The organism is Escherichia sp. Lx600-2 (assembly GCF_036662595.1).
GTDB lineage: Bacteria > Pseudomonadota > Gammaproteobacteria > Enterobacterales > Enterobacteriaceae > Escherichia > Escherichia coli.
Window position 1 is genome coordinate 21,193 of sequence record NZ_JAYQWM010000034.1, and the last position, 24,182, is coordinate 45,374.

At 51.7% G+C, this 24,182-nt stretch carries 24 protein-coding genes, 6 tRNA genes and 1 pseudogene; 16 read left to right on the top strand and 15 right to left on the bottom strand.

Annotated elements, in window-relative coordinates:
- Positions 1–108 precede the first annotated feature (108 nt).
- From murR to cysM, 7 genes are all read left to right on the top strand, one after another.
- Positions 109–966, top strand: coding sequence for an HTH-type transcriptional regulator MurR (gene murR, locus OQV04_RS13820; protein WP_032281392.1), 858 nt, complete (start codon positions 109–111; stop codon positions 964–966).
- Between the two features lie 128 nt (positions 967–1,094).
- The gene (ucpA, locus tag OQV04_RS13825; protein WP_000517428.1) at positions 1,095–1,886 is read left to right on the top strand and encodes an SDR family oxidoreductase UcpA; all 792 of its coding nucleotides are present in this window, start codon (positions 1,095–1,097) and stop codon (positions 1,884–1,886) included.
- 157 nt (positions 1,887–2,043) lie between these two features.
- Complete coding sequence (gene cysP / locus OQV04_RS13830) at positions 2,044–3,060, top strand: thiosulfate/sulfate ABC transporter substrate-binding protein CysP (RefSeq protein WP_032281391.1); 1,017 nt, start codon at positions 2,044–2,046, stop codon at positions 3,058–3,060.
- Complete coding sequence (gene cysT / locus OQV04_RS13835; RefSeq protein WP_000458420.1) at positions 3,060–3,893, top strand: sulfate/thiosulfate ABC transporter permease CysT; 834 nt, start codon at positions 3,060–3,062, stop codon at positions 3,891–3,893. Before cysP ends, cysT begins: the two co-directional genes overlap by 1 nt.
- The gene (gene cysW, locus OQV04_RS13840) at positions 3,893–4,768 is read left to right on the top strand and encodes a sulfate/thiosulfate ABC transporter permease CysW (RefSeq protein WP_000852686.1); all 876 of its coding nucleotides are present in this window, start codon (positions 3,893–3,895) and stop codon (positions 4,766–4,768) included. Before cysT ends, cysW begins: the two co-directional genes overlap by 1 nt.
- Positions 4,758–5,855, top strand: a complete 1,098-nt coding sequence (gene cysA, locus OQV04_RS13845) for a sulfate/thiosulfate ABC transporter ATP-binding protein CysA (protein WP_000021036.1) — start codon at positions 4,758–4,760, stop codon at positions 5,853–5,855. Before cysW ends, cysA begins: the two co-directional genes overlap by 11 nt.
- Positions 5,856–5,988: 133 nt before the next feature.
- Positions 5,989–6,900 carry a cysteine synthase B gene (cysM, locus tag OQV04_RS13850; protein WP_032281390.1) on the top strand — a complete coding sequence of 304 codons (912 nt, stop codon included), beginning with the start codon at positions 5,989–5,991 and terminating at the stop codon, positions 6,898–6,900.
- Positions 6,901–6,902: 2 nt separating this feature from the next.
- Here the strand turns inward: cysM and OQV04_RS13855 are convergent, their stop codons facing one another.
- Positions 6,903–7,271, bottom strand: a complete 369-nt coding sequence (locus OQV04_RS13855) for a YfeK family protein (protein WP_000719945.1) — start codon at positions 7,269–7,271, stop codon at positions 6,903–6,905.
- A 104-nt stretch (positions 7,272–7,375) separates the two neighbouring features.
- Here OQV04_RS13855 and pdxK point away from each other — a divergent pair, with 104 nt between their 5' ends.
- Positions 7,376–8,227: a pyridoxine/pyridoxal/pyridoxamine kinase gene (pdxK, locus tag OQV04_RS13860; protein ID WP_000096669.1), complete on the top strand. Its 852-nt coding sequence runs from the start codon at positions 7,376–7,378 to the stop codon at positions 8,225–8,227.
- A 42-nt stretch (positions 8,228–8,269) separates the two neighbouring features.
- On the opposite strand, the gene crr is transcribed toward pdxK, so the two are convergent.
- From crr to cysZ, 5 genes are all read right to left on the bottom strand, one after another.
- Positions 8,270–8,779 carry a PTS glucose transporter subunit IIA gene (gene crr / locus OQV04_RS13865; RefSeq protein WP_000522247.1) on the bottom strand — a complete coding sequence of 170 codons (510 nt, stop codon included), beginning with the start codon at positions 8,777–8,779 and terminating at the stop codon, positions 8,270–8,272.
- Between the two features lie 40 nt (positions 8,780–8,819).
- The gene (gene ptsI / locus OQV04_RS13870) at positions 8,820–10,547 is read right to left on the bottom strand and encodes a phosphoenolpyruvate-protein phosphotransferase PtsI (protein ID WP_000623136.1); all 1,728 of its coding nucleotides are present in this window, start codon (positions 10,545–10,547) and stop codon (positions 8,820–8,822) included.
- Between the two features lie 44 nt (positions 10,548–10,591).
- Positions 10,592–10,849: a phosphocarrier protein Hpr gene (gene ptsH / locus OQV04_RS13875; RefSeq protein WP_000487600.1), complete on the bottom strand. Its 258-nt coding sequence runs from the start codon at positions 10,847–10,849 to the stop codon at positions 10,592–10,594.
- Between the two features lie 383 nt (positions 10,850–11,232).
- Positions 11,233–12,204 (bottom strand): cysteine synthase A, encoded by a 972-nt coding sequence (gene cysK, locus OQV04_RS13880; RefSeq protein ID WP_032281389.1) that lies wholly within the window; start codon positions 12,202–12,204, stop codon positions 11,233–11,235.
- A 184-nt stretch (positions 12,205–12,388) separates the two neighbouring features.
- Positions 12,389–13,150, bottom strand: coding sequence for a sulfate transporter CysZ (gene cysZ / locus OQV04_RS13885; protein WP_000254839.1), 762 nt, complete (start codon positions 13,148–13,150; stop codon positions 12,389–12,391).
- Between the two features lie 229 nt (positions 13,151–13,379).
- Between cysZ and zipA the strand changes: the two genes are divergently transcribed.
- The 3 genes from zipA (at position 13,380) to OQV04_RS13900 (ending at position 16,684) form a co-directional block, all read left to right on the top strand.
- On the top strand, positions 13,380–14,378 hold the full coding sequence (gene zipA / locus OQV04_RS13890) for a cell division protein ZipA (protein WP_001299866.1): 999 nt from the start codon (positions 13,380–13,382) through the stop codon (positions 14,376–14,378).
- 70 nt (positions 14,379–14,448) lie between these two features.
- Positions 14,449–16,464: an NAD-dependent DNA ligase LigA gene (ligA, locus tag OQV04_RS13895; protein WP_000443694.1), complete on the top strand. Its 2,016-nt coding sequence runs from the start codon at positions 14,449–14,451 to the stop codon at positions 16,462–16,464.
- Between the two features lies 1 nt (position 16,465).
- On the top strand, positions 16,466–16,684 hold the full coding sequence (locus OQV04_RS13900) for a DUF3820 family protein (protein WP_000410201.1): 219 nt from the start codon (positions 16,466–16,468) through the stop codon (positions 16,682–16,684).
- Here the strand turns inward: OQV04_RS13900 and OQV04_RS13905 are convergent.
- Positions 16,681–17,679, bottom strand: a complete 999-nt coding sequence (locus tag OQV04_RS13905) for a bile acid:sodium symporter family protein (RefSeq protein WP_000765605.1) — start codon at positions 17,677–17,679, stop codon at positions 16,681–16,683. The genes OQV04_RS13900 and OQV04_RS13905 overlap by 4 nt on opposite strands.
- Positions 17,680–17,768: 89 nt before the next feature.
- Here OQV04_RS13905 and OQV04_RS13910 point away from each other — a divergent pair, with 89 nt between their 5' ends.
- On the top strand, positions 17,769–18,695 hold the full coding sequence (locus OQV04_RS13910; protein WP_032281388.1) for a LysR family transcriptional regulator: 927 nt from the start codon (positions 17,769–17,771) through the stop codon (positions 18,693–18,695).
- Here the strand turns inward: OQV04_RS13910 and OQV04_RS13915 are convergent.
- The 5 genes from OQV04_RS13915 to OQV04_RS13935 all read right to left on the bottom strand — a co-directional run bounded on the left by OQV04_RS13915 (position 18,686) and on the right by OQV04_RS13935 (position 19,544).
- Entirely contained in the window at positions 18,686–19,027 is a 342-nt protein-coding gene (locus tag OQV04_RS13915) for a FlxA-like family protein (RefSeq protein WP_000201414.1), read from the bottom strand. The two genes, OQV04_RS13910 and OQV04_RS13915, sit on opposite strands and share 10 nt — an antisense overlap.
- 119 nt (positions 19,028–19,146) lie before the next feature.
- Positions 19,147–19,222 (bottom strand) — tRNA-Lys (locus OQV04_RS13920).
- A gap of 4 nt (positions 19,223–19,226) precedes the next feature.
- A tRNA-Val gene (locus OQV04_RS13925) sits at positions 19,227–19,302 on the bottom strand.
- 46 nt (positions 19,303–19,348) lie between these two features.
- Positions 19,349–19,424: transfer RNA gene (locus tag OQV04_RS13930), tRNA-Val, on the bottom strand.
- 44 nt (positions 19,425–19,468) lie between these two features.
- A tRNA-Val gene (locus OQV04_RS13935) sits at positions 19,469–19,544 on the bottom strand.
- Positions 19,545–19,802: 258 nt separating this feature from the next.
- On the opposite strand from OQV04_RS13935, the gene gltX reads away from it, so the two are divergent.
- Entirely contained in the window at positions 19,803–21,218 is a 1,416-nt protein-coding gene (gene gltX / locus OQV04_RS13940; RefSeq protein WP_000695640.1) for a glutamate--tRNA ligase, read from the top strand.
- A 117-nt stretch (positions 21,219–21,335) separates the two neighbouring features.
- On the opposite strand, the pseudogene tnpA reads toward gltX, so the two are convergent.
- Positions 21,336–21,746: pseudogene (gene tnpA / locus OQV04_RS13945) on the bottom strand (IS200/IS605 family transposase); the annotation flags it as partial.
- Between the two features lie 22 nt (positions 21,747–21,768).
- Between tnpA and OQV04_RS13950 the strand changes: the two are divergent.
- Positions 21,769–22,977, top strand: a complete 1,209-nt coding sequence (locus OQV04_RS13950; protein WP_071999256.1) for an RNA-guided endonuclease InsQ/TnpB family protein — start codon at positions 21,769–21,771, stop codon at positions 22,975–22,977.
- 39 nt (positions 22,978–23,016) lie between these two features.
- On the opposite strand, the gene OQV04_RS13955 is transcribed toward OQV04_RS13950, so the two are convergent.
- Both OQV04_RS13955 and OQV04_RS13960 read right to left on the bottom strand, forming a co-directional pair.
- On the bottom strand, positions 23,017–23,409 hold the full coding sequence (locus tag OQV04_RS13955) for a MerR family transcriptional regulator (RefSeq protein ID WP_000826499.1): 393 nt from the start codon (positions 23,407–23,409) through the stop codon (positions 23,017–23,019).
- A 1-nt stretch (position 23,410) separates the two neighbouring features.
- The gene (locus OQV04_RS13960) at positions 23,411–23,770 is read right to left on the bottom strand and encodes a MerR family transcriptional regulator (protein ID WP_122987372.1); all 360 of its coding nucleotides are present in this window, start codon (positions 23,768–23,770) and stop codon (positions 23,411–23,413) included.
- Positions 23,771–23,990: 220 nt separating this feature from the next.
- On the opposite strand from OQV04_RS13960, the gene OQV04_RS13965 reads away from it, so the two are divergent.
- Both OQV04_RS13965 and OQV04_RS13970 read left to right on the top strand, forming a co-directional pair.
- Positions 23,991–24,066: transfer RNA gene (locus OQV04_RS13965), tRNA-Ala, on the top strand.
- 39 nt (positions 24,067–24,105) lie between these two features.
- Positions 24,106–24,181: transfer RNA gene (locus OQV04_RS13970), tRNA-Ala, on the top strand.
- The last annotated feature ends 1 nt before the right edge of the window (position 24,182 follow it).

The window sequence follows — 24,182 nt, forward strand, 5'->3', positions numbered from 1 at the left end:
TCCCGAATTGACAGACATAAAGGAATCATTGAGTCTACACTCGCAGAGTGTGAAGAGCGTCATAAGAACTTAAGCGGAATTTTTGCTGCCAGCCCAGGAGAGTGGAAGATGTTGTACCTGACGAAAATACGCAATGCGGAAAGTGAATTTACCGAGAACGAGCAAAAAATTGCTGACTTTCTGCGGGCCAACGTGAGTGAGCTGAAATCCGTCTCTTCGCGCAAGATGGCGAAACAGCTCGGCATCAGCCAGTCGAGTATTGTGAAGTTTGCCCAGAAGCTCGGCGCACAAGGATTTACTGAATTGCGTATGGCGTTAATAGGCGAATACTGTGCCAGCCGGGAGAAAACGAATGCCACGGCGCTGCACCTGCACAGTTCGATTACCAGTGATGATTCGCTGGAAGTGATTGCCCGCAAACTGAATCGCGAAAAAGAGCTGGCGCTGGAGCAAACCTGCGCGTTGTTCGACTACGCGCGGCTGCAAAAAATCATTGAGGTCATCAGTAAAGCACCGTTTATCCAGATAACGGGCCTGGGCGGATCGGCGCTGGTGGGGCGCGATCTGTCGTTCAAACTGATGAAAATTGGCTATCGCGTGGCCTGCGAAGCCGACACGCACGTACAAGCTACCGTTTCCCAGGCGTTGAAAAAAGGCGATGTACAAATCGCTATCTCTTACAGCGGCAGTAAAAAAGAGATTGTCTTGTGCGCAGAAGCGGCACGAAAGCAGGGGGCAACGGTGATTGCCATTACTTCTCTGGCTGACTCTCCGCTGCGGCGGCTGGCGCATTTCACGCTCGATACCGTTTCCGGTGAAACCGAATGGCGTAGCTCGTCGATGTCTACCCGCACGGCGCAAAATTCTGTTACCGATTTACTGTTTGTTGGTCTTGTGCAACTCAATGATGTGGAGTCATTGAAAATGATTCAGCGCAGCAGTGAGCTAACACAACGCCTGAAATGATGCATAAAGCAGCGACTGGATTGAGATTTTCCTGAATTAGTGAGCTGATCCGCAGCAATATTTTGTTTATCCTGTATTTTCAGAGGGAATGGAGTGTAACGCTCTGTATTAACAAGGAGAGCATTAAAATGGGTAAACTCACGGGCAAGACAGCACTGATTACGGGCGCATTGCAGGGAATTGGCGAAGGAATTGCCAGAACTTTTGCGCGTCATGGCGCAAACCTAATCTTGCTGGATATCTCCCCTGAGATCGAAAAGCTGGCGGACGAACTGTGTGGTCGTGGTCATCGCTGTACGGCGGTTGTCGCCGATGTGCGTGACCCGGCGTCGGTAGCCGCAGCTATCAAACGCGCGAAGGAAAAAGAAGGGCGCATTGATATCCTGGTGAATAACGCAGGCGTTTGTCGTCTGGGCAGTTTCCTCGATATGAGCGATGACGATCGCGATTTCCATATTGACATCAATATTAAAGGCGTATGGAACGTCACGAAGGCGGTGCTGCCGGAGATGATTGCCCGCAAAGATGGTCGCATTGTGATGATGTCTTCAGTCACTGGTGATATGGTGGCCGATCCGGGTGAAACGGCGTACGCCTTAACGAAAGCGGCGATTGTTGGCCTGACAAAATCGCTGGCGGTGGAGTACGCGCAATCCGGTATTCGCGTTAACGCCATCTGCCCGGGATACGTCCGCACGCCAATGGCGGAAAGCATTGCCCGCCAGTCGAACCCGGAAGATCCAGAGTCGGTGCTGACTGATATGGCAAAAGCAATCCCGCTGCGTCGCCTCGCCGATCCGCTGGAAGTCGGCGAACTGGCGGCCTTCCTTGCATCGGATGAATCCAGCTATTTAACCGGTACACAGAATGTGATTGATGGCGGCAGCACACTGCCGGAGACGGTCAGCGTCGGTATCTGATTCACCTCTGTTTCCTCCCTGCATGTGTGGGGAGGATTTCGTCTTATTCCCTTTTCAACTTCCAAATCACCAAACGGTATATAAAACCGTTACTCCTTTCACGTCCGTTATAAATATGATGGCTATTAGAAAGTCATTAAATTTATAAGGGTGCGCAATGGCCGTTAACTTACTGAAAAAGAACTCACTCGCGCTGGTCGCTTCTCTGCTGCTGGCGGGCCATGTACAGGCAACGGAACTGCTGAACAGTTCTTATGACGTCTCCCGCGAGCTGTTTGCCGCCCTGAACCCGCCGTTTGAGCAACAATGGGCCAAAGATAACGGCGGCGACAAACTGACGATAAAACAATCTCATGCCGGGTCATCAAAACAGGCGCTGGCAATTTTGCAGGGCTTAAAAGCCGACGTTGTCACTTATAACCAGGTGACCGACGTACAAATTCTGCACGATAAAGGCAAGCTTATCCCGGCGGACTGGCAGTCGCGCCTGCCGAATAATAGCTCGCCGTTCTACTCCACCATGGGCTTCCTGGTGCGTAAGGGCAACCCGAAAAATATCCACGACTGGAACGACCTGGTGCGCTCCGATGTGAAGCTAATTTTTCCGAACCCAAAAACCTCCGGTAACGCGCGTTACACCTATCTGGCGGCATGGGGCGCAGCGGACAAAGCTGACGGTGGCGATAAAGCCAAAACCGAACAGTTTATGACCCAGTTCCTGAAAAACGTTGAAGTGTTCGATACTGGCGGTCGTGGCGCGACCACCACTTTTGCCGAGCGCGGCCTGGGCGATGTGCTGATCAGCTTCGAGTCGGAAGTGAACAACATCCGCAAACAGTATGAAGCGCAGGGCTTTGAAGTGGTGATTCCGAAAACCAACATTCTGGCGGAATTCCCGGTGGCGTGGGTCGATAAAAACGTGCAGGACAACGGTACGGAAAAAGCAGCAATTGCCTATCTGAATTGGCTCTACAGCCCGCAGGCGCAGACCATCATCACCGACTATTACTACCGCGTAAATAACCCGGAAGTCATGGACAAACTGAAAGACAAATTCCCGCAGACCGAGCTGTTCCGCGTGGAAGACAAATTTGGCTCCTGGCCGGAAGTGATGAAAACCCATTTCACCAGCGGCGGCGAGTTAGACAAGCTGTTAGCGGCGGGGCGTAAGTAATGTTTGCAGTTTCATCAAGACGCGTGCTGCCGGGCTTTACCTTAAGCCTCGGCACCAGTCTGCTGTTTGTGTGCCTGATTTTGCTGCTACCGCTCTCTGCGCTGGTTATGCAACTCTCTGAGATGAGCTGGGCGCAGTACTGGGAGGTGATCACCAACCCGCAGGTGGTCGCGGCCTACAAAGTGACGCTGCTGTCGGCGTTTGTGGCATCAATTTTTAACGGCGTTTTCGGTCTGCTGATGGCGTGGATCTTAACCCGCTATCGCTTTCCGGGCCGCACGCTGCTTGATGCGCTGATGGATTTACCCTTTGCGCTGCCAACGGCAGTCGCCGGTTTAACGCTGGCCTCGCTCTTTTCCGTGAACGGTTTTTACGGTGAATGGCTGGCGAAGTTTGATATCAAAGTCACCTACACCTGGCTTGGGATCGCGGTGGCGATGGCCTTTACCAGCATCCCGTTTGTGGTGCGTACCGTGCAGCCGGTGCTGGAAGAGTTGGGCCCGGAATATGAAGAAGCGGCAGAAACGCTTGGCGCAACGCGCTGGCAAAGTTTCTGCAAAGTGGTGCTGCCGGAGCTTTCTCCGGCGCTGGTGGCGGGCGTGGCGCTGTCGTTTACCCGTAGTCTTGGTGAGTTTGGCGCGGTGATATTTATCGCCGGGAACATCGCCTGGAAGACGGAAGTGACGTCGCTGATGATTTTTGTGCGCTTGCAGGAGTTTGATTACCCGGCGGCGAGCGCGATTGCTTCGGTGATCCTCGCGGCATCTCTGCTGCTGCTGTTCTCAATTAACACTCTGCAAAGTCGCTTTGGTCGGCGTGTGGTAGGTCATTAATGGCGGAAGTTACCCAATTGAAGCGTTATGACGCGCGCCCGATTAACTGGGGCAAATGGTTTCTGATTGGCATCGGGATGCTGGTTTCGGCGTTCATCCTGCTGGTGCCGATGATTTACATCTTCGTGCAGGCATTCAGCAAGGGGCTGATGCCGGTTTTACAGAATCTGGCCGATCCGGACATGTTGCACGCGATTTGGCTGACGGTGATGATTGCGCTGATTGCCGTACCGGTGAACCTGGTGTTCGGCATTCTGCTGGCCTGGCTGGTGACGCGCTTTAACTTCCCCGGACGCCAGTTACTGCTGACGCTACTGGACATTCCGTTTGCCGTATCGCCGGTGGTTGCCGGTCTGGTGTATCTGCTGTTCTACGGCTCTAACGGCCCGCTGGGCGGCTGGCTGGATGAACATAATCTGCAAATCATGTTCTCCTGGCCGGGAATGGTGCTGGTCACCATCTTTGTGACGTGTCCGTTTGTGGTGCGCGAGCTGGTGCCGGTGATGTTAAGCCAGGGCAGCCAGGAAGACGAAGCGGCGATTTTGCTTGGCGCGTCTGGCTGGCAGATGTTCCGTCGCGTTACATTACCGAATATTCGCTGGGCGCTGCTTTACGGCGTGGTGCTGACCAACGCCCGCGCGATTGGCGAGTTTGGCGCGGTGTCGGTGGTTTCCGGCTCGATTCGTGGCGAAACACTTTCGCTGCCGTTACAGATTGAATTGCTGGAGCAGGACTACAACACCGTCGGCTCCTTTACCGCCGCCGCGCTGTTGACGCTGATGGCGATTATCACCCTGTTTTTAAAGAGTATGTTGCAGTGGCGTCTGGAGAATCAGGAAAAACGCGCGCAGCAGGAGGAGCATCATGAGCATTGAGATTGCCAATATTAAGAAGTCTTTTGGTCGCACCCAGGTGCTGAACGATATCTCACTGGATATTCCTTCTGGTCAGATGGTCGCGTTGCTGGGGCCCTCCGGCTCCGGGAAAACCACGCTGCTGCGGATTATCGCCGGGCTGGAGCATCAAACCAGCGGGCATATCCGTTTCCACGGTACCGACGTCAGCCGCCTGCATGCGCGCGACCGTAAAGTCGGTTTCGTGTTCCAGCATTACGCGCTGTTCCGCCATATGACGGTATTCGACAATATCGCTTTTGGCCTGACGGTGCTGCCGCGTCGCGAGCGCCCGAATGCCGCGGCGATCAAAGCGAAAGTGACAAAATTGCTGGAAATGGTCCAGCTTGCCCATCTGGCGGATCGTTATCCGGCGCAGCTTTCCGGCGGCCAGAAACAGCGTGTAGCGCTGGCGCGTGCGCTTGCTGTAGAACCGCAAATTCTGCTGCTTGATGAACCGTTTGGCGCGTTGGATGCGCAGGTGCGTAAAGAGCTGCGTCGCTGGCTGCGTCAACTCCATGAAGAACTAAAATTCACCAGCGTTTTTGTGACCCACGATCAGGAAGAAGCGACCGAAGTAGCTGATCGTGTAGTTGTGATGAGCCAGGGCAATATTGAACAGGCTGACGCGCCGGATCAGGTATGGCGCGAACCGGCGACCCGTTTTGTGCTCGAATTTATGGGCGAAGTGAACCGCCTGCAGGGAACCATTCGCGGCGGGCAGTTCCATGTTGGCGCACATCGCTGGCCGCTGGGCTACACACCTGCGTATCAGGGGCCGGTGGATCTCTTCCTGCGCCCGTGGGAAGTGGATATCAGCCGCCGTACCAGCCTCGATTCGCCGCTGCCGGTACAGGTACTGGAAGCCAGCCCGAAAGGTCACTACACCCAATTAGTGGTGCAGCCGCTGGGGTGGTACAACGAACCGCTGACGGTCGTGATGCATGGCGACGATGCCCCGCAGCGTGGCGAGCGTTTATTCGTTGGTCTGCAACATGCGCGGCTGTATAACGGCGACGAGCGTATCGAAACCCGAGATGAGGAACTTGCTCTCGCACAAAGCGCCTGATAGGTTGAGTGAATGTTAAACGCCCGGAGGCGCTTCCCGCGATCCGGGTTTTTTAATGGCAAGGTTTGTAACCTGTAGGCCTGATAAGACGCGCAAGCGTCGCATCAGGCGACACCACGTATGGACAGAGATCGTGAGTACATTAGAACAAACAATAGGCAATACGCCTCTGGTGAAGTTGCAGCGAATGGGGCCGAATAACGGCAGTGAAGTGTGGTTAAAACTGGAAGGCAATAACCCGGCAGGTTCGGTGAAAGATCGTGCTGCGCTTTGGATGATCGTCGAGGCGGAAAAGCGCGGGGAAATTAAACCGGGTGATGTGTTAATCGAAGCCACCAGTGGTAACACCGGCATTGCGCTGGCAATGATTGCCGCGCTTAAAGGCTATCGCATGAAATTGCTGATGCCCGACAACATGAGTCAGGAACGCCGTGCGGCGATGCGTGCTTATGGTGCGGAACTGATTCTTGTCACCAAAGAGCAGGGCATGGAAGGTGCGCGCGATCTGGCGCTGGAGATGGCGAATCGTGGTGAAGGAAAGCTGCTCGATCAGTTCAACAATCCCGATAACCCTTACGCCCATTACACCACTACCGGGCCGGAAATCTGGCAGCAGACTGGCGGGCGCATTACCCATTTTGTCTCCAGCATGGGAACAACCGGCACTATCACCGGCGTTTCACGCTTTATGCGCGAACAATCCAAACCGGTGACCATTGTTGGCCTGCAGCCGGAAGAGGGCAGTAGCATTCCCGGCATTCGCCGCTGGCCTGCGGAATATCTGCCGGGGATTTTCAACGCTTCTCTGGTGGATGAGGTGCTGGATATTCATCAGCGCGATGCGGAAAACACCATGCGCGAACTGGCGGTGCGGGAAGGAATATTCTGTGGCGTCAGCTCCGGCGGCGCGGTTGCCGGAGCACTGCGGGTGGCAAAAGCTAACCCTGGTGCGGTGGTGGTAGCGATCATCTGCGATCGTGGCGATCGCTACCTTTCCACCGGGGTGTTTGGGGAAGAGCATTTTAGTCAGGGGGCGGGGATTTAAGATTATTGCGCAGGCACCGTTTTATCCGTCTGCGCAATTAGCGCATGTAAAAAAGGCTGTGCGTTCTCATCGCTTTTACCGGGCATCTTCACAATATACGGCTTCCCGGTAATCGATGACGACGAAGCAACCTTATCAATAAACTGCTCGGCAGTGTCAATGCGGTTTCGGGTATTGCCCAGCTTCAGACGCAGATGAGAAACCGCTTCATCGCAGGTATGTTCATCACCGTTGCGCACAAATATCAAATCCTTTTTCTGTGCTAATCCCTCCAGCATGGCGTTGATGCGGGCTTCTTCATGGGCAGTTAACTTCGCGTAAGCGGGGAGTGTCATTAGTAGTGTAATGACCAGACAAATGATTTTCTTCACTGAATTACCTTATCCTTGTTTTGTAATAGCCGATTTGACTGCCAGAATCAGGTAAAGTTTCGGTTGGAATACGATGAGGATCATCGGCAAGGAGAAAAAATTAAATGAGTAGTTTGTTGTTGTTTAACGATAAGAGCAGGGCACTGCAGGCGGATATCGTCGCCGTGCAGTCGCAGGTAGTGTACGGCAGCGTAGGCAACAGCATTGCCGTGCCTGCTATCAAACAGAACGGCCTGAATGTCTTTGCCGTGCCGACGGTATTGCTGAGCAATACGCCGCATTATGACACTTTCTACGGTGGTGCGATTCCGGACGAATGGTTTAGCGGCTATTTGCGTGCGCTTCAGGAGCGTGATGCGCTGCGCCAACTTCGTGCTGTAACCACGGGCTATATGGGAACGGCATCGCAAATCAAAATCCTTGCCGAGTGGCTGACTGCGCTACGCAAAGACCATCCTGACCTATTGATCATGGTCGATCCGGTGATTGGCGATATTGACAGCGGAATTTATGTCAAACCTGACCTTCCCGAAGCGTATCGACAATATTTACTGCCGCTGGCGCAGGGAATTACCCCCAATATCTTTGAGTTGGAAATCCTGACCGGTAAAAATTGCCGCGATCTCGACAGTGCCATTGCTGCCGCAAAAAGTCTGCTTTCAGACACATTAAAATGGGTGGTGATTACCAGCGCCTCCGGTAATGAAGAAAATCAGGAGATGCAGGTTGTGGTGGTCACTGCCGACAGCGTGAATGTCATTTCCCATTCACGGGTAAAAACCGACCTGAAAGGGACTGGCGACCTGTTTTGTGCTCAGCTTATCAGTGGTTTGCTGAAAGGGAAGGCATTAAACGATGCGGTGCACCGCGCGGGGTTGCGCGTACTGGAAGTGATGCGCTACACCCAGCAGCATGAGAGCGATGAATTGATTTTGCCGCCGCTGGCGGAAGCATAAAAAAATGGCGCCGATGGGCGCCATTTTTCACTGCGGCAAGAATTACTTCTTGATGCGGATAACCGGGGTTTCACCCACAGTCACGCTACCGGACAGTTTGATCAGTTCTTTGATTTCGTCCATGTTGGAGATAACAACCGGAGTCAGGGTAGACTTGGCTTTCTCTTCCAGCAGCGGCAGATCAAATTCAATGACAGTATCGCCAACTTTCACGCGCTGACCTTCTTCAGCAATACGCTTGAAGCCTTCGCCTTTCAGTTCAACGGTGTCGATACCGAAGTGGACGAACAGTTCAACGCCGCTATCAGATTCGATAGAGAATGCGTGGTTGGTTTCAAAGATTTTACCAATGGTGCCGTCTACAGGCGCGACCATTTTGTTACCCGTTGGTTTGATAGCAATACCATCACCAACGATTTTTTCCGCAAAAACGACATCCGGCACGTCTTCGATATTGACGATCTCGCCAGAGAGCGGAGCAATGATCTCAATAGTTCCGGTATCCTTCTTGTCGTCGGAAACCAGAGATTTCAGTTTATCGAACAAACCCATGATCTTCTCCTAAGCAGTAAATTGGGCCGCATCTCGTGGATTAGCAGATTGTTTTTTCTTCAATGAACTTGTTAACCAGCGTCATTAACTCGTCCGTTGTCGGTTGAGCAAGAGCCTGCTCTGCTAACACCTTCGCATCTTCGAAGTTCGTGTTACGGATAATCTTCTTAATGCGCGGGATAGAAATGGCGCTCATAGAGAATTCGTCCAGACCCATCCCCAGCAACAGAAGTGTAGCACGTTCATCGCCAGCAAGCTCACCACACATGCCAGTCCATTTGCCTTCAGCATGAGAAGCATCAATAACTTGCTTGATCAAGTTCAGCACGGACGGTGACATTGGCTGGTAAAGGTGTGAAATCATATCATTACCACGGTCAACTGCCAGAGTGTACTGCGTTAAATCATTGGTGCCGATACTAAAGAAATCAACTTCTTTGGCTAAATGACGTGCAATTGTTGCGGCAGCCGGTGTTTCCACCATTACGCCGATTTCAATTGACTCGTCAAACGCTTTACCTTCGTCGCGCAGTTCCTGTTTGTAAATTTCGATCTCTTTGCGCAGTGCACGCACTTCTTCAACAGAGATGATCATCGGGAACATAATGCGCAATTTACCGAAAGCCGAGGCACGCAGGATAGCGCGGAGCTGATCGCGCAGGATCTCTTTACGATCCATCGCGATACGGATAGCGCGCCAGCCGAGGAACGGGTTCTCTTCTTTCGGGAAGTTCATGTATGGCAGCTCTTTGTCGCCGCCGATGTCCATGGTACGAACGATAACCGCCTGCGAGCCACACGCTTCAGCCACTGCTTTGTAAGCAGCAAACTGTTCTTCTTCAGTGGGCAGCGCGTCGCGGTCCATGAACAGGAACTCAGTACGATACAGACCAACGCCTTCAGCGCCGTTACGCTCTGCACCTTCAACGTCACGAACCGTACCAATGTTAGCGCACACTTCTACCTGGTGACCGTCCAGCGTAATAGCTGGCAGATCTTTCAGTTTAGCAAGCTCTGCTTTTTCAGAAGCCACTTGCTCCTGAACAGCGCGCATTTTATCAATAACTTCGTTGGTTGGATTGACGTAAACCTGATTATTTACGGCATCCAGAATCAGATAGTCGTCATTTTTCACCTGAGAGGTGACGCTACCGGTACCCACGATAGCAGGCAGTTCCAGAGAACGCGCCATGATAGAGGTGTGGGAAGTACGGCCACCCGCGTCGGTGATGAAACCCAGCACCTTCTTCAGGTTCAGCTGTGCGGTTTCGGACGGCGTCAGGTCAGCGGCAACCAGAATGACTTCATCCTGAATGGCGCTCAGGTCGATAATCTTCAGGCCCAGGATGTTGCGCAGCAGGCGCTTACCGATATCACGTACGTCAGCCGCACGTTCTTTCAGGTATTCATCATCCAGCTCTTCCAGGGCAGAAGCCTGACCTTCGATAACTTCATGAGCAGCTGCGTCAGCTGTCATGTGTTTATCTTTAATCAGGGCTATGATTTCCTGCTCCAGCTCCTCATCTTCGAGCAGCATAATATGCCCTTCAAAGATGGCTTCTTTTTCTTCACCGAACGTTTCACCAGCTTTCGTTTTGATCGTTTCCAGCTGGGCTGATGCCTTGGCACGACCGCTCAGAAAACGTTCAACTTCCTGATCAACCTGGTCGGCAGAAATTTTTTTCCGGTCAATGACAATTTCGTCTTCTTTCAGAAGCAGAGCTTTACCGAAAGCGATACCCGGGGATGCTAAAATGCCTGAAATCATAACCCTACCTTACTTGTGACTGATTTTTAAAAGAACCCGGGAAATTACTCGAGTTCCGCCATCAGTTTAACCAGATGTTCAACCGCTTTCTGCTCGTCTTCGCCTTCTGCGGAGATAGTCACAACGGTACCTTGAGTCAGGCCCAGAGTCTGCAGTTTAAACAGGCTTTTCGCGCTGGCGCTTTTGCCGTTGGAAGTCACAGTAATTTCAGAAGTGAAGCCCTTAGCTTCTTTTACAAACTGGGCAGCAGGGCGGGTGTGCAGACCGTTCGGAGCGGTAATGGTAACTTCTTGCTGGAACATTGTATTTCCCCAACTTATAGGTTTAGTGTTGTGGAACTAAAGTCTAGCCTGGCGGTTCGACTTTAGCCTGTATTGTTAGCGCCAGTTTTTAACAGACGCGACGCACGAAGAGCGCAATACAGTCCATTGCTGGCGGGTGTTGACCGCTGACGTTTCGTACGTCATTAAACATTATGCCGCTAAAGGAAGAATTGAACCAAATCATAAAATCGATTCAGCTTTGGCTTTTCCTGTAACGATTAATTTCGCGCATCAAAATAATTAGTCTGGTTAAATACCAGTTCCGACAGGCTGAATCAATGCCAGGAGGGGCGAAAGTTTGAAGCAGGCCACAAAAAAGCACCTGAAAAGGTGCTTTTTTACGCATTTTTAACAAGCTGGCATTACTGTTGCAATTCTTTCTCAGTGAAGAGATCGGCAAACAATGCGGTGCTTAAATAACGCTCACCCGATGATGGTAGAATAACCACAATATTCTTGTTGGTAAAGATTTCATCTTCTTGTAGTTTCAACGCCCCGGCAACAGCTGCTCCAGAAGAGATACCTGCAAGAATACCTTCTTCTTCCATTAGACGACGGGCGGTAGAAATGGCTTCTTCATTGGTGATGCCAATGACTTTATCGACCAGCTTGAGATCGAGGTTAGCCGGGATAAAACCAGCGCCAATACCCTGAATTTTATGCGGGCCAGGTTTAATCTCTTCACCTGCCAGCGCCTGGGCGATAACTGGAGAATCGGTTGGCTCAACGGCGACAGAGATAAGATCGGTCTTGCCTTTGGTGCCTTTAATGTAGCGGCTGACGCCAGTCAGCGTACCGCCAGTCCCAACGCCAGCAATAAATACATCAACCTGACCGTCGGTATCTTCCCAGATCTCCGGACCGGTGGTTTTTTCGTGAATTTCAGGGTTTGCCGGATTGCTGAATTGTTGCAGCAGCAGGTATTTCTCTGGATTGCTGGCGACAATTTCTTCTGCTTTTTGGATTGCGCCTTTCATGCCTTTAGCACCTTCGGTCAGCACCAGGTTTGCACCTAACGCTTTCAGCAGCTTGCGGCGTTCAATACTCATGGTTTCTGGCATGGTCAGGGTGAGTTTGTAACCGCGAGCGGCAGCGACATAGGCCAGTGCAATCCCGGTATTACCGCTGGTCGGTTCAACCAGTTCAACGCCTGGTTTCAGCACGCCGCGCTTTTCGGCATCCCAAATCATGTTGGCACCGATACGGCACTTAACGCTGAAGCTGGGGTTACGAGATTCCACCTTTGCCAGAATGCGTCCGTTACCGATGCGATTCAGGCGAACCAGCGGCGTGTGACCGATAGTCAGCGAGTTATCTTCAAAAATCTTACTCATGGCCTGTCCTTAACTGTATGAAATTGGGATACAACAGGTAGCATACCCGCTCAGAGAATATGCGGAAGTAAGGATTTAGCATATCTATATGCAGAAGGGAAATAATGACATGCAAGATGGAATAAGGGGCGGCATAAGCCACCCCTGTTTCACACAAACGGTTTACAAAATAACCGGTAGATTGTTACCGCCACATTGCGTGTTTATCGCGATAGCAATCGACCCACATCGCCGTCGCGCCACAAACGGCAACGGGCATGATGAACAGATTAAGCAGCGGGATCATCGTAAACAGGCTGGTTAAAGCACCAAACTGCATATTGGTGATTTTGCGTGTGCGCAGGGCGGTGCGCATCTCTTTAAACGGCACTTTGTGGTTATCGAAGGGGTAATCGCAATACTGGATGGCTAACATCCAGGCGCTAAACAGGAACCACAGTACCGGCGCGACGGTTTGCCCAATACCAGGGATGAAGTAAAGAATTAGTAATACAATTGCGCGCGGCAGATACCAGGCAAATTTTTGCCATTCGCGTTTCATGATTCGCGGCACATCTTTCATGATACCGAAAATCCCGGTATCTGGCGGTGTAGCGCCAGTCAATCGTGCTTCCAGTTGTTCAGCCAATAAACCGTTAAACGGAGCGGCAATCCAGTTAGCAATCGTGGAGAAGAAATAGCCAAACACTAACAGCACAGAGATGACAGCCAGAGGCCACAACAGATAGCTCAGCCATTGTAACCAGTCCGGAACATAACTCATGAGAGTCGGGATCCAGACATCGAGTTGCGTAAAGAGCCACCAGAATGCGCCCCCCATCAACAAAATATTGACCAGCAGCGGTAAAATAACGAAACGCCGAATCCCAGGTTGCGAGACGAGCTTCCAGCCTTGCGCAAAATAGTAAAAACCGCTGCGTGGGGCAGATGTGAATGATGAAACCATAATCAGGATGAGCTCCTTTTGACCAATCCCAGGAAAATTGTGCGTATTTTACCGGGTAATTGCGCAATGGACAGTTAGGATATGTTCGAAAAAACAGCAAAAAGCACGATTTCATCTATCTTTGTGCTGTGAAAGTTAATAGTGCACTTGCACTTGAGGTAATCGGCAAATACTCTTAGTGAGTAAATGTTTGCCGTGGTGGCAAGGTGTTAGAACAACAGAGAATATAATGATGCAGGATTTGCGTCTGATATTAATCATTGTTGGCGCGATCGCCATAATCGCTTTACTGGTACATGGTTTCTGGACCAGCCGTAAAGAACGATCTTCTATGTTCCGCGATCGGCCATTAAAACGAATGAAGTCAAAACGTGACGACGATTCTTATGACGAGGATGTCGAAGATGATGAGGGCGTTGGTGAGGTTCGTGTTCACCGCGTGAATCATGCCCCGGCTAACGCCCAGGAGCATGAGGCTGCTCGTCCGTCGCCGCAACACCAGTACCAACCGCCTTATGCGTCTGCGCAGCCGCGTCAACCGGTCCAGCAGCCGCCTGAAGCGCAGGTACCGCCGCAACATGCTCCGCGTCCAGCGCAGCCGGTGCAGCAACCCGTGCAGCAGCCTGCCTATCAGCCGCAGCCTGAACAGCCGTTGCAGCAGCCAGTTTCGCCACAGGTCGCGCCAGCGCCACAGCCAGTGCATTCAGCACCGCAACCGGCACAACAGGCTTTCCAGCCTGCAGAACCCGTAGCGGCACCACAGCCTGAGCCTGTAGCGGAACCGGCTCCAGTTATGGATAAACCGAAGCGCAAAGAAGCGGTGATTATCATGAACGTCGCGGCGCATCACGGTAGCGAGCTAAACGGTGAACTGCTTCTTAACAGCATTCAACAAGCGGGCTTCATTTTTGGCGATATGAATATTTACCATCGTCATCTTAGCCCGGATGGCAGCGGCCCGGCGTTATTCAGCCTGGCGAATATGGTGAAACCGGGAACCTTTGATCCTGAAATGAAGGATTTCACTACTCCGGGTGTCACTATCTTTATGCAGGTACCGTCTTACGGTGACGAGCTGCAGAACTTCAAGCTGATGCTGCAATCTGCGCAGCATATTGCCGATGAAGTGGGCGGTGTCGTGCTTGACGATCAGCGCCGTATGATGACTCCGCAGAAATTGCGTGAGTACCAGGACATCATCCGCGAAGTCAAAGACGCCAACGCCTGATACACTTAAGGCAAATTAACTCCTCTTCGAACCCCCGCTTGTCGGGGGTTTTTAGCATTGATGGTGCGATATGGAATCAATCGAACAACAACTGACAGAACTGCGAACGACGCTTCGCCATCATGAATATCTTTATCATGTGATGGATGCGCCGGAAATTCCCGACGCTGAATACGACAGGCTGATGCGCGAACTGCGCGAGCTGGAAACCAAACATCCAGAACTGATTACGCCTGATTCGCCTACCCAACGTGTAGGTGCTGCGCCGCTGGCGGCTTTCAGCCAGATTCGCCATGAAGTGCCAATGCTGTCGCTGGATAACGTTTTTGATGAAGAAAGCTTTCTTGCCTTCAACAAACGAGTGCAGGACCGTCTGAAAAGCAACGAGAAAGTCACCTGGTGCTGTGAGCTGAAGCTGGATGGCCTTGCTGTCAGTATTCTGTATGAAAATGGCGTTTTAGTCAGTGCCGCGACCCGTGGCGATGGCACCACCGGGGAAGATATCACGTCTAACGTGCGTACCATTCGCGCCATTCCACTGAAGCTGCACGGAGAGAATATCCCGGCGCGTCTGGAAGTGCGTGGTGAAGTGTTCCTGCCGCAGGCGGGGTTCGAAAAGATTAACGAAGATGCGCGACGCACGGGCGGGAAAGTGTTTGCTAACCCACGTAATGCGGCAGCTGGTTCACTGCGTCAGCTTGATCCGCGTATTACAGCGAAGCGACCGCTCACTTTTTTCTGCTATGGCGTTGGTGTTCTGGAAGGTGGCGAGCTGCCGGATACTCATCTTGGCCGTTTACTGCAATTTAAAAAGTGGGGGTTGCCGGTCAGCGATCGGGTAACGCTTTGTGAATCGGCGGAAGAAGTGCTGGCGTTCTATCACAAAGTGGAAGAAGACCGCCCGACGCTGGGCTTTGATATCGACGGCGTGGTGATTAAGGTCAACTCACTGGAACAGCAGGAGCAGCTTGGCTTTGTCGCGCGTGCCCCGCGCTGGGCGGTAGCGTTTAAATTCCCGGCGCAGGAGCAGATGACCTTTGTGCGTGACGTCGAGTTTCAGGTTGGGCGTACTGGCGCGATTACGCCTGTTGCGCGTCTGGAACCTGTCCATGTTGCTGGCGTGCTGGTGAGTAACGCAACCTTACACAATGCGGATGAAATCGAACGTCTTGGTTTACGCATTGGCGATAAAGTGGTGATTCGCCGCGCTGGCGACGTGATCCCGCAGGTGGTTAACGTCGTGCTTTCTGAACGCCCGGAAGATACCCGTGAGGTTGTATTCCCGACGCATTGTCCGGTATGTGGTTCTGACGTTGAGCGTGTGGAAGGTGAAGCGGTTGCCCGCTGTACCGGTGGCCTGATTTGCGGTGCGCAGCGTAAAGAGTCGCTGAAACACTTTGTTTCCCGCCGTGCGATGGATGTTGACGGAATGGGCGACAAAATCATCGATCAGCTGGTTGAAAAAGAATATGTCCACACTCCGGCGGATCTGTTCAAACTCACCGCAGGCAAACTGACCGGACTGGAGCGTATGGGGCCAAAATCGGCACAAAACGTGGTTAACGCGCTGGAAAAAGCGAAAGAAACCACCTTTGCTCGCTTCCTCTATGCACTTGGCATCCGTGAAGTCGGCGAGGCCACCGCAGCAGGTTTGGCGGCATATTTCGGCACGCTGGAAGCGCTGGAAGCCGCTTCGATTGAAGAGCTGCAAAAGGTACCTGATGTTGGCATTGTCGTTGCATCCCACGTTCACAACTTCTTTGCCGAAGAAAGCAACCGCAATGTCATCAGCGAGCTGTTGGCGGAAGGTGTTCACTGGCCTGCGCCGATCGTTATCAACGCGGAAGAGATTGACAGCCCGTTTGCTGGTAAAACCGTGGTGCTTACGGGCAGCTTAAGCCAGATGTCGCGTGATGACGCTAAAGCTCGACTGGTCGAACTGGGCGCGAAAGTCGCGGGCAGCGTGTCGAAGAAAACCGATCTGGTGATAGCGGGTGAAGCTGCAGGATCTAAACTGGCGAAGGCGCAGGAACTGGGCATTGAAGTCATCGACGAAGCGGAAATGCTGCGTTTGCTGGGTAGCTGAGATGGAAAAAGAGCAGCTGATTGAAATAGCCAATACGATAATGCCGTTTGGCAAATACAAAGGGCGTCGCTTAATCGACCTGCCGGAGGAGTATCTGCTGTGGTTTGCCCGCAAAGATGAGTTCCCGGCAGGGAAGCTCGGTGAGCTAATGCAAATCACGCTGCTGATTAAAACCGAGGGGCTGACGCAACTGGTCCAGCCCCTGAAGCGTCCGCTTTAAGCTTTATCGGTGCTGCTTTCCTGCTGCGCCTGTAACTGTTCGGTCTGGCGTTTGTATCGACGCGCCAGCACCGCACAGACCATCAATTGGATCTGATGGAAAATCATCAGGGGCAGCACCATCATACCGATCACCGATGTGGGGAACAGAATGTTTGCCATCGGGATGCCATTTGCCAGACTCTTTTTCGAACCACAAAAGACGATAGTAATTTCATCTGCTTTATTGAAGCCCAGTCGGCGTGCCATAAAGACGTTAACTACAATCACGATAGCCAGAAGAACGCAGCTGACCACCACGATAAACAGCAATGATCCCCAGCCAACTTTATGCCAGATACCATTAACGACGGCTTCGCTGAACGCTGTATAAACCACTAACAGAATGGACGTCTGGTCAGTTTTCGCAATCCATTTTTTATTGCGCGACACCCAGTCACCAATCCACGGCCGGGAAAGATGCCCCAACACAAACGGCAGCAGCAGTTGCAGCATAATTTTACCGACTTGCTCAAGGCTGCCCCCTGCACCGTGAACATTCATCACCAGACCAACCAGCAATGGTGAAAGGAAAATCCCCAGCAGGCTGGATGCTGACGCAGAACAAACCGCCGCCGCGACGTTACCGCCCGCCATTGACGTGAAGGCGATTGCAGACTGCACGGTAGCCGGGAGAATGCACAAGTAGAGAAAACCGGAGTAGAGCATCGGGTCGACATTTACCGGTTTCCACCAGGCAAACAGTACACCCAGAATCGGAAACAGCACGAAGGTGCTGCACATTACCCACAAATGCAGTCGCCAGTGACCACCGCCAGCAATAATCGCCTCACGCGACAACTTCGCGCCGTGCATAAAGAACAGCAGGGCAATAGCTGCGGTGGTCAGATTTTCAAAGAAGGGGACGAAATCGCCTCTGGCCGGAAAGAAAGAGGCCAGCAACACCACCGTGATCAGGGTTAAGGTGAAAGGATCGAGGATACGAAAAAGTTTCATAAAGACTCCAGATGATCGATGGTTCTATTGTGCTTCTTCCAGTTTGAGAAATAAAATTGATTTATTGCATCCATTCATGAAGAAAACAGATGAATTATTCTTTAAAACAATTAAAGGTTTTCGTCACAGTAGCGCAGGAGAAAAGTTTTAGTCGTGCAGGAGAGCGTATCGGCCTGAGCCAGTCGGCAGTAAGTCACAGTGTGAAGGAGCTGGAAAATCATACTGGTGTTCGCCTGCTGGACAGAACCACGCGTGAAGTGGTGCTTACAGATGCAGGGCAGCAGTTGGCTTTGCGTCTTGAGCGACTGCTGGATGAACTTAACAGCACGTTGCGCGATACCGGGCGTATGGGGCAACAACTGAGCGGAAAAGTTCGGGTCGCTGCCAGCCAGACCATTTCCGCGCATCTTATTCCGCAATGCATTGCTGAAAGCCATCGCCGCTATCCAGATATTCAGTTTGTCCTGCACGATCGTCCGCAGCAGTGGGTGATGGAAAGTATTCGCCAGGGAGATGTCGACTTTGGCATCGTCATCGATCCAGGCCCAGTGGGCGATCTGCAATGTGAAGCGATTCTTTCCGAGCCTTTCTTTCTGCTTTGCCATCGCGATAGCGCTTTGACCGTGGAAGATTATGTACCCTGGCAGGCATTACAGGGAGCGAAATTGGTGTTGCAGGATTACGCGTCAGGCAGCCGACCGCTGATTGACGCAGCGCTGGCGCGCAATGGTATTCAGGCGAATATTGTGCAGGAGATTGGACATCCGGCGACGCTGTTCCCGATGGTAGCCGCAGGCATCGGCATCAGTATTCTTCCCGCACTGGCGCTACCATTGCCTGAAGGTAGCCCGCTGGTGGTAAAGCGCATTACGCCGGTTGTTGAACGCCAGTTGATGCTGGTGCGCAGGAAGAACCGTTCACTTTCCACCGCCGCTGAAGCGTTATGGGACGTGGTACGAGACCAGGGCAATGCGCTAATGGCTGGTCGGGAAGGGGATCCGTTGTATCAGATATAGATATCGATATGAGTCGTATTTTCAACAGGATTTAGAAGGGATACATTCAGAGACAAACGCTGCTCTTTCTCCTGCGCCTTTTCTGCCTGCTGTCTCTGCAACTGCGCCAGTTGTGTTTCCAGTAGGGTGATTTGCTGTTGAATCAATTCGGCCTGTTTTTGCTTGTCTTCAGCACTGCCGCTAGTATCTACAATCTCTTTAATTTGTTGAGTGAGTTTGATGATTTGCTGACTTATCCGCGCGATTTGTGAAGCAACATCGCTACCTTGTGATGCCCTGTTACTACTCTGTGTTTGTATGGAAGGAATTGAAGTTGAAGAGATAGTGGCCATTGTTCAGTCCTCGTCACTGTACGAGGTAATATCGGTAGAAGAACAAGGAACTTGAGAAGAAAAATCAATCATACAAATCGCAGATAGCAAAAAAGCGCCTTTAGGGCGCTTTTTTACATTGGTGGGTCGTGCAGGATTCGAACCTGCGACCAATTGATTAAAAGTCAACTGCTCTACCAACTGAGCTAACGACCCGAAGTGGTGGGTGATGACGGGATCGAACCGCCGACCCCCTCCTTGTAAGGGAGGTGCTCTCCCAGCTGAGCTAATCACCCACTTCGGTACTTCACATTTTTACAAGAAATTTAGCTGGTGAGAAAGTGGTGGGTGATGACGGGATCGAACCGCCGACCCCCTCCTTGTAAGGGAGGTGCTCTCCCAGCTGAGCTAATCACCCACTTCTCAATTTCTTGCTACACGGCGGAGACTACATAAAGCAGTTGGTGGGTGATGACGGGATCGAACCGCCGACCCCCTCCTTGTAAGGGAGGTGCTCTCCCAGCTGAGCTAATCACCCCCGCTGTGTGGAGTCGCATTATAGGGAGAGTTCAAAATGAGTCAACGCATTTTCTAAAGAAATTGTTCGTTCGTCGTAAATTTAAGCAAGATGATCGCAAAACAGACCGTGTTGCGCAATTTGTCAACGAAAACAATAATGCGTAAGGTTGCAACCCGAACTACATTGAGGAATCAGGCGGGAGTGATAGAATATCGCCCACTCAATTTTTCCAGGATTTGCCGGTTGTCGGCATCTTTCTAAACGTAAGGCCATTTCATGAAAATCAAAACTCGCTTCGCGCCAAGCCCAACAGGCTATCTGCACGTTGGCGGCGCGCGTACTGCTCTTTACTCCTGGCTTTTTGCACGTAATCACGGCGGTGAGTTCGTGCTGCGTATTGAAGACACCGATCTTGAGCGTTCCACGCCGGAAGCTATCGAAGCCATTATGGATGGCATGAACTGGCTGAGCCTGGAGTGGGATGAAGGTCCGTACTTCCAGACCAAACGTTTTGATCGCTACAACGCGGTGATCGATCAGATGCTGGAAGAGGGCACTGCTTATAAATGCTATTGCTCTAAAGAGCGCCTGGAAGCGCTGCGCGAAGAGCAAATGGCGAAAGGTGAGAAGCCGCGTTATGACGGTCGCTGCCGCCACAGTCATGAGCATCACGCTGATGATGAGCCGTGTGTCGTACGTTTTGCTAACCCGCAGGAAGGTTCTGTTGTTTTTGACGATCAGATCCGTGGTCCGATCGAGTTCAGCAACCAGGAACTGGACGATCTTATTATCCGCCGTACCGATGGTTCCCCAACCTATAACTTCTGTGTGGTTGTCGATGACTGGGATATGGAAATCACCCACGTTATCCGTGGCGAAGACCATATCAACAACACGCCACGCCAGATCAATATTCTTAAAGCCCTGAAAGCGCCGGTACCGGTTTACGCGCACGTTTCTATGATCAACGGCGATGACGGCAAAAAACTGTCCAAACGTCACGGGGCAGTCAGCGTAATGCAGTATCGTGATGACGGTTATTTGCCAGAAGCACTGCTGAACTATCTGGTGCGTCTGGGCTGGTCCCACGGCGATCAGGAAATCTTCACTCGTGAAGAGATGATCAAATACTTCACTTTGAATGCCGTCAGCAAATCTGCCAGTGCGTTCAACACCGACAAGCTGCTGTGGCTGAACCATCACTACATTAACGCGCTGCCGCCGGAGTATGTTGCTACTCACTTACAGTGGCACATTGAGCAGGAAAATATCGATACCCGTAACGGCCCGCAGCTGGCTGATCTGGTGAAACTGCTGGGCGAACGCTGCAAGACGCTGAAAGAGATGGCACAGAGCTGCCGTTATTTCTACGAAGATTTTGCTGAGTTCGATGCCGATGCGGCGAAAAAACATCTGCGTCCGGTAGCGCGTCAGCCGCTGGAAGTGGTTCGTGACAAACTGGCCGCGATTACTGACTGGACCGCTGAAAACGTTCATCACGCTATTCAGGCGACGGCGGATGAGCTGGAAGTGGGTATGGGTAAAGTTGGTATGCCGCTGCGTGTCGCCGTAACCGGTGCGGGGCAGTCTCCAGCACTGGATGTTACCGTTCACGCAATCGGTAAGACCCGCAGTATCGAGCGTATCAACAAAGCGCTGGCTTTTATTGCGGAACGCGAAAATCAGCAGTAATTAGCGCATAAAAGATAAACGGCAGGAGAGATACCCCTGCCGTTTTTTATTTATCCGGTGCGCCGTAAAACCCCGTCCTTCAGGGCGGGGATATAAGGCGCGGTTTTCCACCTGACCAGGTGTTTGCTGTTGTTCAATGTATTGGCGGATGACGGATATTGGCGCACCTCCGCAGCTACTGGCAAAATAGCCAGGACTCCACAAAACGCCTTTGTAGTAATACCTGACTGCAATATCTGGTCGATCTCGTCGCAGTAACCTACCCGATACGCCTTTGAGGCTGTTTACCAGACTGGATATCGCCAGTTTGGGAGGATAGTTAATTAACAAATGGACGTGATCTGGTTCGCCATCCATTTCAACCAGTTCAGCTTCAAAATCAGCACATACATTTGAAAAGTAAGTGCGTAGTTTTTCTGTCGCGTCATAGTCAAAAATCTGACGTCGGTATCTGGTGACAAAGACCAGATGAACATGCATCAGGAAAACACAATGCCTTCCCCGTCGGATATCGGTTTCTTTATTCATAGACCAAAGTATCATTTGGCCTGTGAAACGACTACAGGCATTTAAATTCCAGTTAAGACCCGCTGGTCAACAGGAGCGTGAAATGAGGCGCTTCGCAGGCGCATGTCGTTTCGTTTTCAATCGTGCTCTGGCACGTCAGAATGAGAATCATGAGGCCGGTAATAAATACATCCCTTACGGGAAAATGGCTTCCTGGCTGGTTGAGTGGAAAAATGCCACTGAAACGCAATGGCTTAAAGATTCGCCCTCACAGCCATTGCAACAGTCACTGAAAGACCTTGAGCGGGCTTACAAAAACTTCTTCCGGAAGCGGGCTGCTTTTCCCCGATTCAAAAAGCGGGGACAGAATGATGCATTCCGCTACCCGCAGGGCGTTAAGCTCGATCAGGAAAACAGCCGTATTTTTCTGCCGAAACTTGGCTGGATGCGCTACCGGAACAGCCGTCAGGTCACGGGTGTTGTGAAAAATGTCACTGTCAGCCAGTCCTGCGGTAAGTGGTACATCAGTATTCAGACAGAAAGTGAAGTATCAACTCCGGTTCACCCTTCAGCATCAATGGTCGGACTGGATGCTGGCGTGGCTAAACTCGCCACGCTGTCAGATGGCACAGTCTTTGAGCCTGTAAACAGTTTTCAGAAAAACCAGAAGAAGCTGGCGAGACTTCAGCGACAGTTAAGCCGCAAGGTCAAATTCAGCAATAACTGGCAGAAGCAGAAACGCAAAATACAGCGACTGCATTCCTGTACCGCAAATATCCGCAGAGACTACCTTCACAAAGTCACAACGACCGTCAGCAAAAACCACGCAATGATAGTCATTGAGGATTTGAAGGTCAGCAACATGTCAAAGTCAGCAGCGGGTACGGTCAGCCAGCCGGGGCGCAATGTCCGGGCAAAATCAGGTTTAAACCGTTCGATACTGGATCAGGGCTGGTATGAAATGCGCCGCCAGCTTGAGTACAAGCAGCTCTGGCGAGGCGGTCAGGTGCTTGCTGTTCCGCCAGCGTACACAAGCCAGCGTTGCGCGTGCTGTGGTCATACAGCGAAAGAAAATCGCCTGTCACAAAGTAAATTCAGATGCCAGGTATGTGGATATACAGCGAACGCCGATGTAAACGGCGCTCGTAACATTTTAGCGGCGGGGCACGCCGTTCTTGCCTGTGGAGAGATGGTGCAGTCAGGCCACTCGTTGAAGCAGGAACCCACCGAAATGATTCAGGCGACAGCCTGAACGTAGCAGGGATCCTCGTCATTCAGGGCGTGGAGGATGTCAAGCTGATTCATCTATGTCGAGACGAGCAAGGAAATTACGAATTCCTTCGCGTGACAAAAATTGCGCAACTTTTTCCTGCTCACTGTGAGTCATGTTGTCTATTGCGCTTATGATTTGCCGATAAGCAGGAGTGCGAATCCCCGGTGCGTATTCGGCAAGGGGTTCTTCGGCTTCCAGAAGCATCGGTGTGTTATGGAAGGCTGGCGTGTTCTGAATAAACTCGCAAACTTGCGTATCGACCAGAATAAGTCTGGCACGACCGCCTTTCACGCCGGGAAATTTTTCCGTTTTCCAGCCTTTTTCTCTGATCCAACGGTTAACAGTTTGTTTAGCCACACCGAGGCATTCAGCCAGTTCTTCGGTGGTCATTTTATTGCGTAATCTTTTCATATTATTTGCTATCGCGAATCCCTAAGCGTTGTAACAATCCGATAATCCCTTCCCGCAGAAGCAAGGATGTAAACTGTTTTTGTTCAACTGGCGTCATCTCTTTCACCAGTGTCACCAGCAATACTTCAAGCGGCGCATCACCAGAAAGGGCAGGCGCTTCTCCCTGACCTTCTGGACGTTCAGCATTACGAATATATTCACGAACCTGTTCATTGACGTGAACCAGTCGGGCTTTGCCACCCTGGACGCCTGGTTTTGGTGACGTCGTCCAGCCTTCCTTGCGTACCCATTTATTAATGGTCTGGCGGCTATAGCCGGTCAGTCTGGCAAGTTCATCTGGCGTCATCCTCTCCTTGAACATAACAATTCCCTGAATGTATGTGGGTCTATTAGTAGTTCATTTTATAACACCACTTTACAGGAAACCGTGACATGAATAACTACTGAATGCGAGCGGTTTTCCAAAATTGTTCATTTGCCTGATTTTTCAGCGATTGAAACTACACGCTGCAATTTGCCGTTGACACATTCGGGCGGAATTCATATGATGCCGCCCGTCAACTCGACAAGCTTTACGTGACGGGGCTATAGCTCAGCTGGGAGAGCGCTTGCATGGCATGCAAGAGGTCAGCGGTTCGATCCCGCTTAGCTCCACCAAATTTTGCACCCAGCAAATTTGGTACGTAAACGCATCGTGGGGCTATAGCTCAGCTGGGAGAGCGCTTGCATGGCATGCAAGAGGTCAGCGGTTCGATCCCGCTTAGCTCCACCAA

Coding starts and splice junctions, on each gene's coding strand:
- zipA (WP_001299866.1), top strand. CDS start 13,380: ATGATGCAGGATTTGCGTCTGATATTAATCATTGTTGGCGCGATCGCC.
- crr (WP_000522247.1), bottom strand. CDS start 8,779: ATGGGTTTGTTCGATAAACTGAAATCTCTGGTTTCCGACGACAAGAAG.
- cysK (WP_032281389.1), bottom strand. CDS start 12,204: ATGAGTAAGATTTTTGAAGATAACTCGCTGACTATCGGTCACACGCCG.
- ptsI (WP_000623136.1), bottom strand. CDS start 10,547: ATGATTTCAGGCATTTTAGCATCCCCGGGTATCGCTTTCGGTAAAGCT.
- cysW (WP_000852686.1), top strand. CDS start 3,893: ATGGCGGAAGTTACCCAATTGAAGCGTTATGACGCGCGCCCGATTAAC.
- OQV04_RS13905 (WP_000765605.1), bottom strand. CDS start 17,679: ATGAAACTTTTTCGTATCCTCGATCCTTTCACCTTAACCCTGATCACG.
- OQV04_RS13960 (WP_122987372.1), bottom strand. CDS start 23,770: ATGTTCAAGGAGAGGATGACGCCAGATGAACTTGCCAGACTGACCGGC.
- cysA (WP_000021036.1), top strand. CDS start 4,758: ATGAGCATTGAGATTGCCAATATTAAGAAGTCTTTTGGTCGCACCCAG.
- cysP (WP_032281391.1), top strand. CDS start 2,044: ATGGCCGTTAACTTACTGAAAAAGAACTCACTCGCGCTGGTCGCTTCT.
- OQV04_RS13915 (WP_000201414.1), bottom strand. CDS start 19,027: ATGGCCACTATCTCTTCAACTTCAATTCCTTCCATACAAACACAGAGT.
- cysT (WP_000458420.1), top strand. CDS start 3,060: ATGTTTGCAGTTTCATCAAGACGCGTGCTGCCGGGCTTTACCTTAAGC.
- gltX (WP_000695640.1), top strand. CDS start 19,803: ATGAAAATCAAAACTCGCTTCGCGCCAAGCCCAACAGGCTATCTGCAC.
- OQV04_RS13900 (WP_000410201.1), top strand. CDS start 16,466: ATGGAAAAAGAGCAGCTGATTGAAATAGCCAATACGATAATGCCGTTT.
- ptsH (WP_000487600.1), bottom strand. CDS start 10,849: ATGTTCCAGCAAGAAGTTACCATTACCGCTCCGAACGGTCTGCACACC.
- cysZ (WP_000254839.1), bottom strand. CDS start 13,150: ATGGTTTCATCATTCACATCTGCCCCACGCAGCGGTTTTTACTATTTT.
- OQV04_RS13910 (WP_032281388.1), top strand. CDS start 17,769: ATGAATTATTCTTTAAAACAATTAAAGGTTTTCGTCACAGTAGCGCAG.
- OQV04_RS13955 (WP_000826499.1), bottom strand. CDS start 23,409: ATGAAAAGATTACGCAATAAAATGACCACCGAAGAACTGGCTGAATGC.
- ucpA (WP_000517428.1), top strand. CDS start 1,095: ATGGGTAAACTCACGGGCAAGACAGCACTGATTACGGGCGCATTGCAG.
- murR (WP_032281392.1), top strand. CDS start 109: ATGTTGTACCTGACGAAAATACGCAATGCGGAAAGTGAATTTACCGAG.
- pdxK (WP_000096669.1), top strand. CDS start 7,376: ATGAGTAGTTTGTTGTTGTTTAACGATAAGAGCAGGGCACTGCAGGCG.
- ligA (WP_000443694.1), top strand. CDS start 14,449: ATGGAATCAATCGAACAACAACTGACAGAACTGCGAACGACGCTTCGC.